This is a genomic window from Microcoleus sp. (genome assembly GCF_041354475.1).
Taxonomy (GTDB): domain Bacteria; phylum Cyanobacteriota; class Cyanobacteriia; order Cyanobacteriales; family Microcoleaceae; genus Microcoleus.
This window is the reverse complement of the sequence record NZ_JBGJZU010000025.1, coordinates 27,218-48,023: the sequence shown is the minus strand read 5'-3', so window position 1 is coordinate 48,023 and position 20,806 is coordinate 27,218. Positions and strand designations below refer to the sequence as shown.

Sequence of the window (20,806 nt, the reverse complement as noted above, 5' to 3'; positions counted from 1 at the left end):
AGCGAAGACTTGCGCTATCAGACAGGAGTTTCCACCTCAGAGTGGTTATGGCAACTGCTACTCCGGCCCATGGTGGGGGCGGGTTTTTGAGTCTTTGCGTATCCTTTCAAGCTAAGGAGTGAACCCGCTCCTACCGATGCTGGTAACTCGTACTTAATCCTACGCTTTAAAGGTTAACACAGGCTTCATTTTAGCGACTACATCAACCATTTGCGCCTCTACTTGAGCGTCAATTATTGGTTGAATAGGCTTGTAAGCTGCCGGTGCTTCTTCTATTCTGCGCTCTTGGCGTAAGGTAATACAATCTATGCCAGTTAAACCCAAAGCCGTGTCACTTTTGTCAACACCTTCGCGACTCATATCGAAGCGCGATCTAGCCCTTCCCGCACCGTGAGAAGCCGATCGCAAAAATCGATCGTTTCCCTTACCAATTAGCAGATAAGACGGCGCACCCATCGAACCAGGTATGATTAATGGCTGTTCGAGATAGGCGGGACAAGCACCTTTGCGAGTCACCCAGCCAGCACCTTCCGCTAAAGTGAGATTGTGTGGTAAATCGTAGACTAAAGGAGCTTCGATATCACCAAAAACTTGTCGCAAACGCAGCCGCAAAAGTTCTGCTAACAACAAACGATTCACAAAACCATAGTTAGCCGCTGTTGCTTCCGCTTGGAGATAGCTGTGGACAAGTTCGGGATTTGCCGAGAGAGAGAGGGGGAAAAGCTCTGATTCCGGGTATTTGAGGTTTTTCGGCCAAGCATCGCGCGATCGATCGCGCCACATTCCACCTATATATTTACCCACATTCCGAGAACCGGAGTGAATCATGAAAGCCATTTGTCCCGATCGCACACCCCAAGTATAAGCCCTAGCTTTATCCACAACTTCATCAACCACTTGAATTTCCACAAAGTGATTGCCGCCGCCGATAGTACCTAAGCCACCATCCCTGACTAAGCCGTCGTTTGGGACTAATTCTGCGGGAGCCCATTGGATATCGCCATTCATGGAACCGCCGAGGAAAGTACGCTCGCATTCTGTCGCTAACTGCTCAGAATCGGAATTTACCACACTACCAGTTGTTTTGTCCAACATAGCATCCAGCCATCCGGGAATCCCGTGTTGGAACATAGCGCGAGCAGTTTTTGCCGTCATGCTGACATCGCGAGTACCAAAAAAGTAATCGCCTTTCATTAATTCTACAAACCGATCGCGTTTTGCTAAGAATTGGGCGATCGACAAATCAGCAACGTGTAACCGCATCCCGCAGTTAATATCCGAACCGACAGCCGCCGGAATCACCATTGCCGCTGTTTCTACAATAGAGCCGATCGCCACCCCCGAATCACCCGGATGAAAATCTGGAGTAGCGCAGGCGCGGCAAACGCAACCACCTTGAGGATGGCGAACATTAGCCAAACTTGCTAACTGTTTCAGCGCCTTTGCTTCCACCGGAAAACCCTCTGGGAGCAACACTTCTGCTGTTGTACAACTGGCATCTTGCCAGGGTTCTTTTACAGAACTATTGACAGAAATGGAGTATACTTTGTTGTCGTAACTAACATCAAGACCTTGCCGAGACAAAGCTCGCAAAAGCCGATTCAGATTTTTTGGCTGCTGCATAAGTATTCTGTTGCGGGCTGCATAGCAACCCCCACAAATTGAAGAGATGTTGTAGGTAATCAAAGACTTTGGTTCAGCAGCCGCAATCTTTTTGGATAAAAGTTGAAGGCAACTTTTATAGTTACTACAATCCTGACACATCATTTTTGATATGTCAATATAGCCTTTCTCAAAAAAGTGAGGTATTGCCCGATGCCCGATGCCCGACAGTTGATAGTTGACAGCAAAAACTCAGATCTGATTTTTACGATCAACTGCCAACTGTCAACTGCCAACTGTCAACTGTCAACTGTCAACTGTCAACTATCAACTGTTTACAGAAAATACCTAACCGTCGTCACCACCCGACTTCTTTTCGCCCGCAAAGCCGCCTTCAAAAAGAAAGCAGTTTGATTATGCAGCAATCCCTCCCACCAATTTCGCGTCACAAAAGCCGGAATAATTAGCGTTAAGAAAACTCCCGGCCGCTGTGCTTCAAACAAAGTCAAAAAGTGAGTCAAAGCCTCGCCCACAGAACGATAAGGAGATTCTAAAATTTCCAAAGGAATATCAGACTGCAAATCTTGCCAAGATGCTTCTAATTTAGCTCTATCTGTCAAACCAATATCAACATGAACTGCGACAACTTCATCAGCAATTAAACGAGCATAATCAAGAGCCTCCAAAGTTCCCCGATGCAACTGTCCTACTAATACCACCGCCGGATGTGTTGCCACCTTAACTGTAGGTCTGGGAGGATAGGACTTCGGTTCTACTCCCTGAATGCTCAAACGAGCAGCTACATACCGATAGTGCCGCCGAACAGCTAAAAATAAACTAACAACGATCGGAATAGTGACTACCACAACCCAAGCCCCCAACAGGAATTTGGTGGCGATAATTACACCCAAAACTAACAATGTTGCCAATGCACCGACACCGTTCATCGCAGCACTAGCTTGCCATCCTTTCCCCCGCTCTTTCAGCCAGTGAATTACCATCCCCGACTGAGAGAGAGTAAAAGAAGTAAAAACTCCCACTGCATAGAGGGGAATCACCGCCGTAGTCTCGCCTCGGAAGATGACAATTAAAAATGCAGCGCAGAGACTCAGCAGGGTAATTCCATTAGAATAAACCAGGCGATCGCCCAAAAGCGACAACTGTCTGGGCAAAAAACCATCTCGCGCCAAAAAATAACAAAGTCGCGGAAAATCTGCATAACTGGTATTCGCCGCCAACAGCAAAATCAACAGAGTTGCCGCCTGCAAATAATAGTAAAATACACCCAATCCAAAAATATTTTTTCCTAACACCGAAAGTAGGGTTTCATGTTCGCTAGGAATTACTTGATAAATATGAGCCAAGTAACTAATTCCCAAAAACATTACTCCCAAAATTACCCCCAAATAGGTCAAAGTCAGTCGTGCATTTTTCCATTCAGGAGGCTTAAAAGCCAACACTCCATCGGAGATAGCTTCCACTCCAGTCAGGGCAGTACAACCAGCAGCAAAGGCGCGGGCGATCAGAAATAATCCTAAAGGTTCAGAGGCGGGAATATTTTCTAATTTTGGCAAAACGTGACCTGTGGCTTGTTGATATAAACCACAGGAAATTAAGATAAAAATGCCTACGATAAACGCATAGGTAGGAACCATAAATATTTTGCCAGATTCCCGCAATCCCCTGAGATTGGCAAACATGATCAGGACAATAAAAAACAAGCACATTTCCACCGTGTAGGATTGCAATCCCGGCACTGCGGAAGTTAAGGCCGCCACCCCAGCCGAAATACTCACAGTTACAGTTAAAATGTAGTCAATCATCAGGGAAGCCGCTGCAATTAAACCTGGATAAATACCCAAGTTTTCTCGCGCTACAATGTATGCACCACCGCCGTTTGGGTAAGCTTTAATCGTCTGTCGATAGGAAAGTGCTACTATCCCCAAGAGTAAAATAATAATTGCAGAGATAGGCAAGGATAAGCTCAAACTGCTGCTGCCTGCTAGTAATAATACCAGCAAAGTTTCTTGAGTAGCGTAGGCAACAGACGAAAGTGCATCGGAAGCAAGAACAGCTAATCCAGTAGCGTTGCTCAACCGTTCGTGAACAGATGCACTGGTAGGTAGAGATTCACCCAGTAAAACTCGCTTGAGTCGAGAATAAGTATACATTGAAAGCCAATATATAGACGTTGACAATCATAATCTAGACTGCGACCTTAGCAAGTAAATTTTTACGTAGGTTTTTAATTTTTAACTTTTTAGTTGGAATTGCTTAACCCGTAACTGCTTCTGGTGTCTTGAGTCAGGTTCAGCTTGTTTTCCAGAGTTGCCCAATCTTCAGCCTCGATATCGCCAATCAATGTATCGAGACAGTCGCGGTAAATCCAGAGCGATCGCAATAATTCCACTCGATTGTACTTGGCTACCATCACTCCCAACTCAGGATTCCCACCACCAACCCTACTGGTGTCTCGAAAGCCTGAACTGGCCAAATGTTGCGCTAGCTTAATAATATCCCGATCGCTCTCGTTGGCGCAGGCCGCCAGCAGTGTCGCGCTCGCCATGATTGGCAAATGAGAAATCCAAGCCACAGCTCGATCGTGTTCTGCGGGCCCACAGCGGTAAATTTTAGCACCTAGCGATCGAGCAATCTCCTCCACCCTTTCCACCGCAGCCACCGGCGTTTGAGCAGTGGGAGTCACGACATAGGGCCGGTCCACAAATAAATCCGACACCGCCGCGTCAATTCCGCTCTCGGCAGTCCCCGCCATTGGGTGTCCCCCCACAAAATTTGGCCACAGAGATGATAGGGACTGGACTATGGGTGTTTTTACCGAACCCACATCAGTTAGAATAGTATCAGGGGAAAGATGAGGTACTAACTGTTGGGCGATCGACTCGATCGACCCCAAGGGCGTGCATATAAAAACCACATCGGCTACTGCCATGTCAGACAGATGGACACTGGCTTTATCCACAACACCGCGGGCGATCGCCCTGTGGCAAGTTTGCTCCCGGCTAGAAACCCCAAAAACCGAAAAACCGCGCGATCGTAAATCCAGCCCGATCGACCCGCCTATCAAACCCAATCCTACAATACCAATATTCATAACTATAAAATGGAGACATTTGTTTGGTGCTCGACGCACTCTTGACTATAAAACCCCGTTGCCTGTCTCTTGTCAAACTCAGGATTTTGGTAAGGCGTAGTTTCTGGGGGGATTTACCTGTAAAACCGCGTTCTTTTTAACGCTAGGGCTAGCAACTTTTGGTCTTTTGTTGATTTTAACAATTATGATTCAAACTGAATCTTCTCAAAAATGAGCGATCGCCACTCCAATTGTATTATAATCATTCAATTACTTTTTAGGCAAAAGTAAATATTTTAAATCCGACTACTTCATCGAGGCTCAAATGCGGCGAAAAACACAGACAGATGGTTGAAGAATAAATTTATTCCAGAAAGGTCAGAAATGGTGAGTTCCACCAAGATTGCCTGTGGAGCGGCTCGACAAGAGTAACAGTAATTCTTAGACCGCGATGAAGCAGGAAGTTAAAACCAAAACTAGCTTGGTCCAGTTAAGTCTAGACTTAAACAGCTTTGGATAAATTTAACAGAACGGTTCTCAGTCTTCCATCTTTTTTCTATAGGGTGCCGTCCCCATGACAGTCGAGGAACTCCTTACAAAATATGCCACCGGAGAGAGAAACTTTGCCGGTATCAACCTGACTGAGGCAAACCTCAGCGGAGTCAACTTGAGCGGAGCCAACCTCAAGGGTGCGAATCTGAGTGTCGCCAACCTCAGCGGAGCCAACCTCAGCAAAACCAACCTCACCGGGGCCAAACTCAACATCGCCAGACTCAGCGGAGCCCATCTCGGTGGAGCCAACCTCACCGACGCCGACCTCAACGTCGCCTACCTAGTGCGAGTTGACCTCAAAAGAGCCATACTCACAGGAGCCAAACTGATCAGAGCCGAACTGATTCGAGCCGAACTCAGTGGTGCCAACCTAAGTGGTGCAAACCTCAGCGGTGCCACCCTCACCGAAGCCACCCTGCGGGGAGCTAACCTCAGCCAAGCCAACCTTCGAGGTGCAAACCTCAGTGGCACATCCTTGACTGGGGCAAACCTGGAACAAGCAAACTTGCAAGGGGCCGACCTCAGCCGAGCCGACCTCAGCGGTGCAGACTTGCGAGGTACAGAACTCCGACAAGCCAACCTGACTCAAGCTATACTCAGCGGGGCCGACCTCAGCGGGGTTAACCTTCGCTGGGCTATCCTCAGCGGCTGCAATCTCCGCTGGGCGGATCTCAGCGAAGCCAAACTCAGCGGTGCTGACTTGAGCCGAGCCGACCTCTGCCACGCTAACTTGCTCAATGCCAGCTTAGTCCACGCCGACCTCTCCAATGCTTATCTGATTCGAGCCGACTGGATTGGGGCAGACTTAACCGGTGCCACTTTAACCGGAGCCAAACTCCACGCTGTTTCCCGGCTCGGTATCAAAACCGAAGGCATGACTTGCAAGTGGGTTGACCTCAGTCCCAACGGCGATCACAGCCAAATTTACTGGCTAAATCCCGGAGGCGGCACCCAGGAGTTTTTTCACTCCTCCTTGCCTACAGTTCGGATTGTGATTGATGCCCCCTTAGACCAAGGCGCTCATTTTGCACTAGCTGCAACTTATTACCAAATTACTCAACAATACCCTGGTTTAAGCGAGCCACCAACCATCGAAGTCAACTCTAGGCGCACCACACTTGCTTTTAAAATGGACAGTGATGATAAGTTATTCGCCACCGCTTACGTCGCCATAATTCCCTTTAACGACGCGGCCATCACTCAAAAAAATCTGATAGCCTTGATGAAAATGATTCAATCCCATGATGCAGGCAATCTCAATGTCAAAGAATCCAAACACGTCCAACATTCCAGCAAAGCCCTCAACCAAGCTATCAGCAAAGTAGATCAAATCAAAATATCTAATTCTTTTCCCAAAATAGGGGCCAGTATCAACTTCTTTCAGATACCTACACAAATGATATTAATTAATTCCCGCGACCAAAGGCTCAGCGTATATCACCACCAAGCTTTTGGCAAGCGCCTGATTAAAAAATATGACCCCAATAACTCAACATCAGGCAAGTTCGTGGAAAGTAGCAAATTATCTCAGACTAATCTCAGTAATGTTTTAGATTTTATCAAAGGCTTCCATAACATTGATGTCTAAGCATATTGCCTCAAATTGCCAAAATTGCTTATTCTAAAGCTTTGCGATCGCTAAAAAAATCTAGGAGATAGATCAGCATGGACGCCGCAGAACTCCAAGCCAAATATGCAGCAGGAGAAAGGGATTTTACTGCCATCCTGCTGTGCGAAGCCAATCTCAGCAGAATCGATCTGAGCGGGGCTAATTTCACCGAAGCAATCTTAAGCCTGACTAACTTGAGCGGAGCTAATCTCGGTGGCACCAATCTCAGAAAAGCCAAGCTCAATGTTGCTAGACTCAGCGGTGCTAATCTCAACAAAGCTAATCTCAGTGGTGCAATCCTCAACGTAGCTAATTTGATTCGAGCTGACCTCCGGGAGGCTCAACTGGTGGAAGCTACACTGATCAGGGCTGAACTGATTCGAGCCGACTTTAGCAATGCCAATCTCAGCGGTGCTAACCTCAGCGAAGCAGATTTGAGAGAAGCAACTCTCCGAGAAGCCAATTTAGAACAAGCAGACCTTAACGGAGCTCATCTCAGAGGTGCTTGTCTCACGGGGGCTAACTTGGAACGGGCAAATTTGCACAGGGCTGACCTCAGCAGGGCTGATCTCAGAGGAGTTAACCTCTGCAATGCCGAACTCAGACAAGCTAATCTGTCTCAGGCTAACCTCAGTGGTGCCGACTTACGAGGTGCTAATCTCCGCTGGACTGACCTCAGTGGGACTAACCTGACTGGCGCGGACCTCGGTGAAGCGAGGTTGAGCGGGGCCAATTTATACGGAGCCAATTTGAGTAATGTCAACCTGTTGAATGCTACTCTGGTACACGCGGATTTGACCCAAGCCAACTTGATTCATGCTGATTGGGTAGGTGCTGATTTGACTGGTGCTGCTTTGACGGGGGCAAAAATTTACGCTGTATCGAGATTTGGTTTGAAAGCAGATGATATTACTTGCGATTGGGTTGACCTCAGTCCCAATGGCGATCGCAGCCATATTCAGCGTTTCACTGCCGAAGAAGCTCAAAAGTATTTTAATGCTACGCCACCTACGGTGCAAATTATTGTCGATCGACCCCTAGACCCCAACGCTAACTTTATCCTGGCAGCCACCTACCGCCAAATTGCCCGCCAATACCCAGGCTTGAGCAATCCTCCTAGTATCGAAGTTAACTCCCGACGCACCATCATATCGTTTAGAATTGACCAGGACGAACAACTCTTTCCCACTGCCTTCGTTGCCATCATTCCCTTTAGCGACGCGGCATTTACTCAGAAAAATATTATCACTCTACTGAGGATGATTCAACCACAAACTGGCAATAACCTTGGGGTCAGAGTTTCCAACTTGGTAGCGCAATTGAGCGTGGCTTTGACCCAAACTATTAGAAAAATAGGAGAGATGAAAATTCAGCCTGTGCGCCTGGATAATGAAACTGTATCGACTTTTTTTCAGTCTCCGACCCAAACTATACTTTCCAATTCCAGTGCCGAAAGTTTGATGGTTCACTATCACCCAGATTTTGGCAGACATTTGATAAATTTACCAGGGGTAAATAAAACGGCAATTAATCCTACCATTAAAGCCCAAAGACTCACAACTCCACCTATAAACACGGTTGTTGAGTTTATTAAAGGCTTTTATCAACTAGGTGATTAGATATCATCAATTCAGTCTCAAGTATTTTTATTTATTTGTATATGCCAAGTAAATTCTAGCATAATTAAGGTAAAGAAAATGGAAATAGCAGCACTTCTGAATAGATTTGAACTGGTGAAAAAATACACAGAAGGCCAGAGAGATTTTACAGAAATTAACCTCAATGAAGCAAATCTGAGTCGGATCAATCTCAGTCAATCAATTTTGAGAAAAGCGACTTTATTTGTCACCAACATCGGCGGTGCTAACTTGAGCGAATGTGACTTGACAGAAGCTAATCTGAATGTGGCAAGACTCAGCAATACCAATCTGACGCGAGCAATCTTAAATGGCGCTACTATTAATGTTGCCAACATTGTGCAAGCTAACTTAACAGAAGCTCAATTAATTGGAGCATCCCTGATTAGAAGTGAATTAATCAGAGCCGAACTCAGCAAAGCTAACTTCACCGGAGCTAACCTGACTCAAGCAGATTTAAGAGAGGTACAAATTACCGGTACTAACCTCAGTGGTGCTAATCTTTCTGGTGCAAACCTCCGAGGTGCCTCTGGTTCATCAGCTAACTTTGAAGAAGCTAACTTACATGGGGCTGATTTGACTAAAGCAGAGCTTAAAGAAGTTAATTTTAGCAATGCGGATATGAGACAAGCTTCTTTACAGGAGGTAGATCTCAGTGGCGCGGATTTAAGCGGAGCCAACCTTACCTGGGCAGATTTGAGCGGTGCTAATCTCAACGGCGCTGATTTGAGCGATGCTCAATTGAGTGGTGCTAACTTGAATTTAGCAGATTTAAGCAATGCTAATTTAGCAAATGCTAGTTTGATTCACGCTGATTTGACCGAAACAAATTTGATGCACGCCGATTGGGTAGGTGCTGATTTGACGGGAGCAAATTTAACAGGGGTAAAAATTTATTTGCTGCCGCGATTTGGGGTGAAAGTAGATGACATTACGTGCGAATGGGTCGATCTCAGCCCTAGGGGCGATCGCACTCAGATTCAAAAATTTAATTCCCCCTCAGAATCGATAAAATTTTTAAATCACAAACCGGCGCTAGTACAAATTGTAGTTGATGCCCTGTTAGACCCGTCAGCAAACACCGCTTTAGCAACAGCTTACTACGAAATAGCTCGGTATTATCCGACAATGAGTTCTTCTCCCAATATTGAAATTGACTATCGTCGGACAACAATCACTTTTAGATTTGAGAGCGATGAGCATTTATTACCCTCAGCTTTTTTAGCAGTTCTTCCTTTTGACGACTCTATAGAAATTCATAAAAATATTGTAGAAATTGGCAAAAAAATTCTCAATCAAGATCTGGGTAAAAAACGGATAGTGCAGTTGTGTAAAGAATTGAATGCTGCTATAAATAATATCAGAGAGGTCAAGAAATTGGTGTTAGCAAAAAAAGCTGAATATGAAACTAAATTTTTTGATTCACCTACCAAAACTATTTTAATCAGTTCGGGAATGCAGAGTTTGATTGTACATCATAACCCGAATTTTGGTAAGCGAGGTCAAAATCATCGCAGCAGTAAGTTCAGTGTGTCTGTGGGTCAACAATTAGTTGATTTTATGGCAAGTTTTGATTATGTTGATTGAGGAATCTTAACTGCAAAATCAATTGATTGAGGTAGACGTCCACAACTCGCTGCTCCGTTTCCTGCGATCGCACTCCGAGCCACACTGGCCACATCATTTAACGATGGCGCGTCTGGTGGCGCGGGCTTTACGTTTGGGGCGCAGCGCTCTGATTCAAACAGGGCTCCCCGCAGGAGCTCACCAACAACGGTATCGAGTCAGTTATTTGATGCCGATTTTGATGTGGCCCGAACCTGTAATTTTAGTCGCTCCGCCACGGGCGATCGAGTATTTGAAAGCAGTGGAAATCCCTCGATTGCAAGAGTGGCTCGAAACCGATCGCCCTATCGCCACTAATGACCAAAATACCGATTTTTCAGGACTCATGCTAGTAGAGCCGCAATCTTGGTTAGCATCGCACTTGGGGAGTGATGCGCAACCACAGAGCCAAATTCCGACAATTATTGACGGTGTAGACGACTTGGAAGTTTGGACGCGCCAGCAATTGACGGTGTGTTTGCATCCGGGAGATTGGAATGACTTAATGTTGGCTGTACCCAGCCAAGCCGATGCTATCCTGCAACGGCGGGTGTTGTTAACACGAGCTTGCTTTCAGCATCCAGCTAAGCCGGATGAGTGCTATTTGCTAGAAATCCCAGAGCAAAATATCTTGGAGGGGCTGTACGAACAGATTAATCAAAGTTCGATCGACTCTTCCACCCACATTCCGGCTGCTTGGAGCAATTTTTGGCATCGGTGGGAAAGCAACGGAAAACTGAGGTGGGCCCAAATCAATCGTGAGGCTGGGTCATTTTCTCTGTACTGCGCGCCGGTGCAGGTGGCGGAGGTTTTGGGCAAAATTTGGCAGGATCGGCCAGTGGTGTTGATTGGTGGGGCGGTGGATTTGGAACCAAAGGCGCCGATTTTTCGGCAAATGCTGGGACTTCCAGAATTGACTAGCGTTAAATTTTCGCCCGATCGACAAAGCGAATTAATTCAACTTTACATTCCCGACGGATTGCCGCTACCAAATACGCCGGAATTTCAGGGAGTTTTAATTCAGGAAATTCGGACTTTGCTATTTATGAGTTTGTCCGTGGCGGGTTTAACGGTGCTGATTGTGGGAGATGTACCGCTGAAGGCTAGAATGGCCACGAGGCTGGCTTCTGAGTTTGGTTCGAGGGTGCGGGTAGAAACCACAGATGTGGGGGAGAATGGGATTTTGGTGACTGGCTGGGAATTTTGGCGGGAAAATCAGGGGGAATTGAGCGCCCCTCATTTACTGGCGATCGCCACTTTACCACTTCCTTCCATGGAAAATCCTGTGGTGATGGCGCGGGTGGCTTATTATAAGGAACGGCGTCAGGATTGGTTTCGGTTGTATTTGTTGCCGGCGGCGTTGAATGAGTTACAAAGGGCGATCGCACCTGTGCGAGAAAGACAGGGCGTAGTGGCGATTTTCGACAACCGAGTGATTTACCGTAGTTATGGACAGCAAATTTTAGCGGCGATGAGTCCCTTTGCGAGGATTGATTATTTGGATACTACTTGGTTAACTCAGGCGTAATAAAGCCTGCCTTAAGATGATTGATATCAATTCCGGTTGTATCGGAATGATTTAACCGCGAAGGCGCTAAGGACGCGAAGGAAGAGAAGAGAGTGTTGAATACGGGACTATGAAGAGAGGATTTTAGGTGATTAGGTAGATACTGTCTTGGCGACAGTATCTACGGGAATTATGGCGATGGATTCACAGAACTTTTAATAACCAGGTTCCTCTTCGTATTCAGGAGTCTTAGTCTTCTCAGGGATATTCACGCGAGGAGCCTTGTAAGGCTTCGGCGCTTCATCATCAGCCCAAGCATCGGCTTCCACATCATCCTCGTACTCGTATTCCACCACCGGTTCTTTTTTGGTGCTATAACTTTCAGGACGATCGTACTTTTTCTCTTCGTACTCTTCCTCATAATCGTCTTCCTCGCCGCCCCAATTATCCTCTTCATAATCATCATAATCATTCACCGGAGGTGGTTGCACCTGACGCAGGGGCTGTCGCACAGCAGGCCGATTCCACTGCGAATCCTCATCCCAAGGAACCTCCTCCACCACAGGGGCTGCTGTCTTCCGGACCATGGACGGGGCTGCTAGGGGTACTCCAGGCCCCAATTGATTTGGCGTTCCCACGGGCTTGGGATAATAGCCTTGTTCGTCCTCTTCTCGTTCCCAGGGTGCTTGTCCTAAGCCGACGCGCTCCAACAAGCCGACACTAAGTTGTCGGAGTCTTTCCTCGGAACCTTCAAATACAATTAAGCGATTGGGGCCACTGCTGACAATTTCCTCAATTCCCAAGTCATAGGTACTGAGCACTTGTTCGGGGATTTGGGGGATTCCCAGAGAAGCAATCACGATGGAAACTAACTTACCGTCTTCGGGGTCGAACCGAAAGCCTCGCACTCTCCCCAAAAGTTCGCCGGTTTCGGTGATGACTTCGCTGTTAATCAAAATACTGTAGACTTCAACATCAATATCATCTTCGATCGCGCTCTCATCTTCCACCAACAGCACGTCGCCGATTTCGCTGACACTGGTAAGGAACATATACTTAGGCATTCCAGCGACTGCAAATATATTATCTCGTAGACCGATCGCCACAACTTCCCGCCGGTCGATGTCCACCCACAGTTGACTAACTACACCCAGGCGTTTACCTCTGTCGCGGGTGATGACTTGAGTGCCGAGAATATCGGAGCGTTGGCAGATTTGTTCGGATGTCATTCTAATTTTGATCCTAATTTATTAATGAAGTACATATATCACTCAACATGGTCAGTCGATATGAGATTTGAGACTTGAGATTGGAGATTTACTCCACAGATTAACCTAAGAGCTGGAACTGTAGTCTAAAATTTTCATCTCTTTAACGACTTAAATCGGGGACTATAACTTCAGCCCCAACACTTGAGTATAAGCTCCCCGTGCTTGAGTAACACCAATTGTACGCTGAGCCGATTGAATCATAGGTCGCCGCAAACTCACAACAATAAACTGGGCTTGTTCAGACTGTCGTTTTATCATTCTAGCTAATCGCTCCACATTTGCCCCATCCAGAAACATATCCACTTCATCAAAAGCGTAGAACGTAGACGGGCGGTAGCGTTGCAGCGCAAAAATAAAACTCAGCGCCGTCAAGGATTTTTCACCTCCAGACATGGAAGCCAGACGTTGTACGGGCTTACCTTTTGGGTGAGCGACTAGATTCAAACCGCTACTGAAGGGGTCTTCTAGATCGTCTAGCTGTAGATAACCGTCACCTTCGGAAAGTTCCGCAAAGATAGTCTGGAAGTTTTCATTTACAGCATCAAAAGCTTCTTTAAAAGCACGTCGCCGTAGGGTGGTAAAGTTTTCGATTCTCAACAGCAGTTCTGTCCGTTCACCTTCCAAGGTTGTCAATTTTTGACTCAATTCTTGCAGCCGTTCTTGAGTGCGATTGTACTCAGATAATGCTAGCATATTCACTGGTTCTAGAGCTTGAATCCTTTTGGCGATCGCCTTTACTTCCTGCTGCAATTCCATCAAATTTCCCTGCTCCACATTTTCGGGAATCGACGGGACTGGATCGGGCATTTCCGCCCGCGCCGATGCCAATAAATCCCGAACTGCGGTCAATTGTTCCCGTCGTTCTTGCTGGCTTTCATTCAGTTTTTGTAACTGCCATTGTAACTGCTGTTTGGCTAAATGTTTTTCTCTGACTTGAGACTCTGCCCGATCGCGTTCTCCCTTCTGCACGCCCAATTTTTCCTCAATTTCTGCCACCGCCGCCTTAGCTGTAGCAATTTGTTGGTCGATCGCCAACTCCTGAGAAACTATCAGATTCAGGGCATCGGCGCAAGTATGTTGCTGGATTTGCCATTCCTGCAATTTCTCGCAGCCTGCTTTAATTTTCTCGTCCCAACGCCCGAATTGAGTTTCCAGGTCTAAAAGCCGCTGCTGGACCTTTCTGAGAGCCAATTCTCGCTCTTGCAGTTGGGCTTCTAGGCTACGAAGACTAGATTGCATTTGTTGCCATTCGCTATGACTGTTGGACTCTTCCAACTCGGCCAAAGTTTGGCGGTACTGCTGCAATTCGGTTTCCTTTCCTGGCAATTCTCCTACCAGCCATTGCAATCTGGACTGGGAATTGGTTAATTCTTGAGTATTTTTAGTAATTTGCGATCGCCCTTGTTCCTGTTGGGATTCTAGCTTGATAATTTCTGTCGCTAATTGTTCCAGCCGCAACTGATGTTCGCGCAAATTTTGTTTAGCTTCCATCAATTCCTGACTGCTGGTTTTGAGAGCAACAGAGCTGCGATCGATCGCTATTTTGCACCGTTCTAAAATCCGTTCAATTTCCTGAAGGCGTTCTTGCTCATAGGCGATCGTCCTTGCTTCAACTTGCGCCTCCGACGCATCTACCGTACCAAAATGCAAGGTCGATCTATTGCTAGAACTCCCCCCAGTCATCGCCCCACTCGTCTCCAAAATTTCCCCATCCAAAGTCACAATCCGGTACTGTCCCAAATAGCGGCGAGCATCACTGAGATTGCTAAACACCATCGTACTGCCAAAAACATAGGCAAAAATCTCATTGTACCGCCCATCACAGTCAATCAAATTCACCGCCGTATCCACAAAACCCGCCGCCCTACGCAAATTTTCATTCACCGAAAATCTGCCACCCCTAATTTTATTCAACGGCAAAAACGTCATCCTACCAGCCCGTTTTTGTTTCAACAATTCAATCGCCTGGGCAGCTATGCGGTCATCTTCCACCACCATATTTCCCATCCGACCACCCGCCGCAATTTCCAATGCTAATTGATAGCGTGGTTCCACCCTTCCCAGTTGAGCTACCAGCCCACAAATTCCGAATATACCACTTTGTACTATCACTTTGGCGGTAAAAGTTCCCGTGGCTTCTTGGAGTGCTTGAAACTGCATTTCCAGTTTATCTAATTTCCGCTGTCTTTCCCGTTGTTCTACTAACAAACGAGTTTGAGTTTCTTGTTGTAATTGCAATTCTTGTTCATTTCCCGCCACAATTTGAGTCAGGGATTCTACTTGCAAAGCTGCTATTCCTTGAGTTTCCATCAGCCGGGATTGTTGAATTTTTTTCCCGGCTATTTCCTGGGCTAATACTTGCATGGATTGGTTTTGTTCTTGAATTTGACTTTCTAGGCGATCGACTCTTTCTCCAATGGCTGCTTGTTCGGCGCGAGCGGGTTCCAAACTTTGTTGCACAGTTTCTATTTGGCGGTGCAGTTCCGTTTGCTGTTGTACCCAAGCTTCGGCTGTCGAGGCGATCGCATTGGCAACTTCCCGATGCTGCTCTAAAATTTGCCCCGCTTCATCCCGCTGTTGGATTAAAGTTGCTTGCTCAGACTTAACATAAGATATTTCTATCTCAATTTGCTCCAGACTTTGCCGGAATTGCCGAATTTCTTGCTCAATTTGTGCTATGTTTGCTGCCAATTGTCCCGCAGTAGTTTCCAATTCCTGCTTGCGGTTTTGCATTTGCCGTCGTTCGGCTTCTTGGGTCGCCATGGTCGATTGTAGCGCCAACAATTCCGACTCTCCCAAGGCTTTGACGCGGGCATTTAGTGCGTCAAGTTCTGTGGTTACTGTGTGAATTTCAGTGTTAATGGTTTGCAGTTGTTCGGTGAGAGCGGTACCATGGCGATCGCCAGCTTCGATTTGTTCCCGCAGTTTCCATTCTTGCTTTTGCAACTGACGGAATTTAAGGACAATTTCCCACTGGGATTTTTCTTGAAGTTCCGCCCGCAATTTTTGATATTTTTCCGCTTTTGTGCGATCGCTAGCCAGTCTATCTCGCTGAGAAATCAACTCTTTTTCCACAATGCGGCTGCGTTCTTCCACATCCTTAACTTCATCCAATTTCTGCCTAGCTAAGGAGATTTTGCGATCGAATTGAGCGACACCAGCCAACTCGTCAATTATTTCTCGTCGTTCTTTGGAATTCATTGAAATAATGCTAGTAACGTCCCCTTGCAATACGACGTTATAACCTTCGGGATAAATTCGCAATCGGTTGAGTTGTTCGTGAAGTTGAGTTAGGGTACAAGGTTGCCCATTGATATAATAAGTAGAAGTGTAAGTTCCTTGGCGAGTTACTCGCAGTTTCCGCGTGACACTCCATTCCGAGGATTTGAGATTTTCGAGTTGAGATTTGCGATTTGAGATTTTCGATTTGTCAAGATTTTGTGGAGTTTCGGGACTTTCGACTTGGGGGATTTCTACTACTTCTGCTGGTACTGCGGGCACTTCAGAGAAATCATCTGCTGCATCTGGATCTTCCTCATCTTCCTCATCACCAAACCATTCATCTCCCACGCCTTCGAGGGCGAAGGTGGCCGTAACACTAGCTTCCATCGTACCGCGTTTATTTTGGGCATTGTTCACCAAATCCGGCAAACGTTCAGCCCGCATCCCTTTAGAACTCGAAAGTCCCAGACAAAACAGCAAAGCATCGAGGATATTGGATTTCCCAGAACCGTTGGGACCCGAAACCACGGTAAAACCAGGCAGCACGGGAATGGCCGTCGTGCCACCAAAAGATTTAAAGTTAGTTAGTTCGATCCGTTTAATGTGAACCATATGCTAGGACTAGCTTTGGCTCTAAGTAATTGTTCCAAGGTAACACAAGCACCGCTGATGATGAACAAAGTTTCAACTTTCGCAGTCGCGATCGAACAGATATCTTACACCTTTGTCAAGAACACAGGATGCCTGTTGAGCAACAACTGGTTGAGAATGCCCCCACCACAGGCCAGCCCCGGCAAAAATTGTAAATTTTGATGCAGTTAATTAAACTAAAGGCGATCGGGGTTGTTGGTGCAATCTTTCCTGAAAGGCTAGGCCAGAGAGCGTTTGGGAAGTAGGAACTCCGAAATTCTTCTGATACCCCCTAGACATATGAAATCTTTCGGGTAAAATCGAAACCAAAATTAATAACGTATGAAGTAACAAATCACATATGGAGGGCAAAATCATTAAACCAGCTCTGAACTCATCCAATATGTCAGCTTCACCCGAAAGCGACCAACCAGTATTAAAAATTTGGGGTCGCCAGCCCCTCAAAGGACACGTCAAAATCAGTGGGGCCAAAAACTCTGCCTTAGTAGTCATGGCTGGTGCCATCCTCTGCCCGGAAGATTGCCGTCTCCGCAACGTTCCCTCCCTAGTCGATGTCGCCCGGATGACGCAAATTCTCTCCGCTGTAGGGGTCAAAATCAAGACTAATGGGGATATCTTAGATATCAATGCCAGCGAACTCATAGACGCTCAAGCTCCCTACGAGTTAGTCAGCCAACTGCGGGCGAGCTTTTTCATCATCGGCCCGCTGCTGGCACGTTTGGGATTTGCGAAAGTCCCCTTACCCGGTGGGTGTGCCATCGGTGCCCGACCAGTGGAACTCCACGTTCGTGGTCTGCAAGCCCTCGGCGCTGAAGTCCACATCGACCACGGCACTGTTCACGCCTACGTCAAAGGGCCAAACCGCCGTTTAAAGGGAGCTAAAATTTATTTAGATTATCCCAGCGTCGGAGCGACGGAAACCTTGATGATGGCTGCTACCTTGGCTGAAGGAGAAACCATCATTGAAAATGCGGCTCAAGAACCGGAAGTGGCAGATTTGGCGAATTTCTGTCGCGCTATGGGAGCGCAAATTCAGGGCGCTGGGACTAATACCATCGTCATTTCGGGGGTTCCCAAACTTCACTCCGTAGACTATTCAATTATTCCCGATCGCATCGAAGTCGGCACATTTTTAGTAGCCGGAGCGATTACTCACTCAGAAATCAGTTTATCGCCAGTCATTCCCGACCACATCACCGCAGTCATTGCTAAGTTGCAGGTAATGGGAGCAAAATTGATTACAGAATCTCCCGACCTGATGCGGATAGTTCCCGGTCAGATTCATAAAGCCACAGACATCGAAACTTTACCTTACCCTGGTTTCCCCACAGATATGCAGGCTCAGTTTATGGCCTTGCTAACTACGAGTGAGGGCGACAGCATCATTAAGGAAACTGTGTTTGAGAACCGCTTGCGTCACGTAGCCGAACTTAACCGTATGGGTGCGGACATTCGCGTCAAAGGCAATGTGGCAGTGGTGCGCGGAGTGCCCATGCTGTCGGGTGCGCCTGTCACAGCAACAGATTTGCGGGCTTCGGCGGCTTTGGTACTGGCGGGACTGGCTGCTGATGGTGTCACCACCATCAGCAGTTTGCAGCATTTGGACCGCGGTTACGAGCAGTTAGAGGTGAAATTGCAAAAATTGGGAGCGAAATTGGAGCGGGTGAAAGAGGGTACAGAAGTCGCTAATGCTGAGGCTCCTGTCGAACCAGTGCGATCGGGTTTAAAGTAGTCATTAGTCATTGGTCATTAGTCAGTAGTCAGTAGTCATTAGTTAGTAGCGGCGCCCTGCCCTTCGACTCCGCTCAGGAACCGCGTAGTCGAAGGGTCATTAGTTAGTAAAAAGTCCTTACTACAAACTTTAATGACCAATAACCAATGACCAATAACCAATGACCAATGACCAATGACCAATTCCCCATTCCCCATTCCCCATTCCCAACTGACTAAAATGTCGAACATACCGCTCATCGGTTTGAAAGCAGACCAGTTTCGTCACCCCCTCGATTTGGAAGCTACTAATACTCTCAAACAACTGCCGGGCTTGGATTTGATGGTGCGGCAGTTGTTAGGTCAAATTGGCGAACAGTTTTTCATGCTGGAACATCTGGCTTCCAGCGTCCAAGTGGGGGAAAATCAATTGCCCCACCTACATCATTTGTTATTGGATGCCTGCAAAACTCTGGATTTGGAAGTGCCTCAACTTTATGTCCGCCAGCATCCCATGCCCAATGCTTACACCTTTGCGATGCGGGGAAAACAGCCTTTTGTGGTGATGCACACTTCTTTGATCGATTTGCTCACAGATGAGGAAGTTAAGGCGGTAATTGGTCACGAGTTGGGGCATTTGAAGTGCGAACATGGAGTTTACTTGACTCTGGCTAATTTAATTGTGTTAGCGGCTGGTCAAATTTCCCCTTTGGGAACCGTGCTAGTCCAGGGTTTGCAGGCGCAAATGTTGGAGTGGCTCCGATGTGCTGAATTTACTTGCGATCGCGCGGCTTTGTTGGCAACTCAGGACTCAAAAGTGGTAGCATCGGTGTTGATGAAGCTGGCCGGAGGTTCTCCGACTTTGGCTCCCAAACTGAATGTTGATGCTTTTTTGGCCCAAGCGCGGGCCTACGATGACCTCAGCAGCACGGAGTTAGGGCAAATGCTCAAGCAAGCTCAGACTTCTCAGTTGTCCCATCCAGTCCCAGTATTGCGGGCAAGGGAAATCGATCGCTGGGCCAGTTCAAAAAATTATGAATCTTTGCTTGCACAAAGTCGATCGGTGTGTTATGATAGTGAAACTAAGAAAAAGGGCGGGTGGCGAAATTGGTAGACGCATCAGACTCAAAATCTGACACCGAAAGGTATGAGAGTTCGATTCTCTCCCCGCCCACTACCAATAATCAAAACAATACGGTGTGTGGCAAACAAGCGAGACTAAAGTCGCGCACTCGAAAGCCTGGATGGTTGCCACCCAGCTTAGAATCCAGAGTGAAAAACATCGTGACTTGGGTCAACCGCATCTGTCGATATGTCCCAATTACAGGCATATCCCAAGAGTTAGTTAAGTTTGACCTACTTGCAATGCAGAACCCTGAAATATCCGGCAAGGAGTATCAGCAAGGTGAACTTGCGGGCTATGAAGTCAGAGAATACTTGCTCCAGAAGTGGGGGAGAAAGTGCGCCTATTGCGGTATTGAAAACTTACCTTTTGAGGTAGAACATATCCACCCAAAATCAAAAGGGGGAAGCGATCGCATTTCCAATCTTACCCTAGCCTGCCGTGGGTGCAACCTTGCCAAAGGCAATCAAGATATTCGGGATTTCTTGTCCAAAAAACCTGACATCCTATCCCGTATTTTGAAACAGGCCTCACAACCTTTGAAAGATGCAACTGCTGTGAATTCAACCCGCTGGGCATTGTTCCAACAACTTAAACAAACAGGATTGCCAATAGAAGTTTCAACAGGAGGTAGAACACAGTACAACCGCACTCGTTTAGAACTACCTAAAACTCATTGGCTGGATGCGGCTTGTGTGGGGAACGTAGAAGTGCTGCAAGTTTTCACGGATCAACCGTTGTTAATTGCAGCTAAAGGATGGGGCAGCCGTCAAATGTGTACAACCAATAAATACGGATTTCCTGTCAAGCACAGAACGCGGTGCAAAACGTTTTTTGGGTTTGGGACTGGCGACATGGTAAGTGCAATTCTTCCCTTTGGGAAGTTTGCAGGCACTCACGTCGGCAGGCTGACCGTTAGAGAAAGCGGAGTTTTTGAAATGAGAACGCCACTTGGCAAGGTTAGCCCAGTGCGTCATAAATACTGTAAATCAATCCACCGCAACGATGGGTATATGTATGTGTTTTCTACTTTTGTCCAATGAATCAGCGATTAGAGGCGTAGCGATCGAGAAGCTGCTAGTAGAACCTCAATCAAGAGTGTTCTTCGTAATGTGATAAAATTTGCATTGTGAGTAATAAAAATAAACATCTACGCAGGCACTGTCGCTCGTGTCAATGAGCAAGTCTTTGCGTTAATGTATCTCAGGATGGCTCGCTCCTGATGG

General features: G+C 46.9%; 11 protein-coding genes, 1 tRNA gene and 1 pseudogene. 8 read left to right on the top strand and 5 right to left on the bottom strand.

The features are described 5' to 3' along the window. Positions 1–159: 159 nt before the first annotated feature. The 3 genes from ACBR23_RS11970 to ACBR23_RS11960 all read right to left on the bottom strand — a co-directional run bounded on the left by ACBR23_RS11970 (position 160) and on the right by ACBR23_RS11960 (position 4,714). Complete coding sequence (locus tag ACBR23_RS11970; protein ID WP_371119606.1) at positions 160–1,623, bottom strand: RtcB family protein; 1,464 nt, start codon at positions 1,621–1,623, stop codon at positions 160–162. Positions 1,624–1,937: 314 nt separating this feature from the next. Then, positions 1,938–3,773 carry an APC family permease gene (locus ACBR23_RS11965; protein ID WP_371117217.1) on the bottom strand — a complete coding sequence of 612 codons (1,836 nt, stop codon included), beginning with the start codon at positions 3,771–3,773 and terminating at the stop codon, positions 1,938–1,940. An 89-nt stretch (positions 3,774–3,862) separates the two neighbouring features. Further along, a complete protein-coding gene (locus tag ACBR23_RS11960; protein ID WP_371119607.1) occupies positions 3,863–4,714 on the bottom strand; it encodes a prephenate/arogenate dehydrogenase in 852 nt (283 codons plus the stop codon). 553 nt (positions 4,715–5,267) lie between these two features. Here ACBR23_RS11960 and ACBR23_RS11955 point away from each other — a divergent pair. The 4 genes from ACBR23_RS11955 (at position 5,268) to ACBR23_RS11940 (ending at position 11,624) form a co-directional block, all read left to right on the top strand. Then, positions 5,268–6,833, top strand: coding sequence for a pentapeptide repeat-containing protein (locus tag ACBR23_RS11955; protein ID WP_341735157.1), 1,566 nt, complete (start codon positions 5,268–5,270; stop codon positions 6,831–6,833). 77 nt (positions 6,834–6,910) lie between these two features. Then, complete coding sequence (locus ACBR23_RS11950; RefSeq protein ID WP_341735156.1) at positions 6,911–8,473, top strand: pentapeptide repeat-containing protein; 1,563 nt, start codon at positions 6,911–6,913, stop codon at positions 8,471–8,473. A 78-nt stretch (positions 8,474–8,551) separates the two neighbouring features. After that, a complete protein-coding gene (locus ACBR23_RS11945; RefSeq protein WP_371119608.1) occupies positions 8,552–10,078 on the top strand; it encodes a pentapeptide repeat-containing protein in 1,527 nt (508 codons plus the stop codon). Positions 10,079–10,100: 22 nt separating this feature from the next. Next, on the top strand, positions 10,101–11,624 hold the full coding sequence (locus tag ACBR23_RS11940) for a helicase C-terminal domain-containing protein (protein ID WP_371119609.1): 1,524 nt from the start codon (positions 10,101–10,103) through the stop codon (positions 11,622–11,624). A 194-nt stretch (positions 11,625–11,818) separates the two neighbouring features. Here the strand turns inward: ACBR23_RS11940 and ACBR23_RS11935 are convergent, their stop codons facing one another. Then, positions 11,819–12,832, bottom strand: a complete 1,014-nt coding sequence (locus tag ACBR23_RS11935) for a PRC-barrel domain-containing protein (RefSeq protein WP_371117214.1) — start codon at positions 12,830–12,832, stop codon at positions 11,819–11,821. 162 nt (positions 12,833–12,994) lie between these two features. Then, positions 12,995–16,708, bottom strand: coding sequence for a chromosome segregation protein SMC (smc, locus tag ACBR23_RS11930; RefSeq protein ID WP_371119610.1), 3,714 nt, complete (start codon positions 16,706–16,708; stop codon positions 12,995–12,997). 421 nt (positions 16,709–17,129) lie between these two features. Between smc and murA the strand changes: the two genes are divergently transcribed. The 4 genes and pseudogenes from murA to iscB form a co-directional block, all read left to right on the top strand. Further along, entirely contained in the window at positions 17,130–18,479 is a 1,350-nt protein-coding gene (murA, locus tag ACBR23_RS11925) for a UDP-N-acetylglucosamine 1-carboxyvinyltransferase (RefSeq protein WP_371117212.1), read from the top strand. Between the two features lie 219 nt (positions 18,480–18,698). Continuing rightward, positions 18,699–19,571: a M48 family metallopeptidase gene (locus tag ACBR23_RS11920; RefSeq protein ID WP_341740048.1), complete on the top strand. Its 873-nt coding sequence runs from the start codon at positions 18,699–18,701 to the stop codon at positions 19,569–19,571. Beyond that, a tRNA-Leu gene (locus ACBR23_RS11915) sits at positions 19,550–19,631 on the top strand. The genes ACBR23_RS11920 and ACBR23_RS11915 overlap by 22 nt, the downstream gene beginning before the upstream one ends. Positions 19,632–19,636: 5 nt before the next feature. Then, positions 19,637–20,623: pseudogene (iscB, locus tag ACBR23_RS11910) on the top strand (RNA-guided endonuclease IscB); the annotation flags it as partial. Positions 20,624–20,806 lie beyond the last annotated feature (183 nt).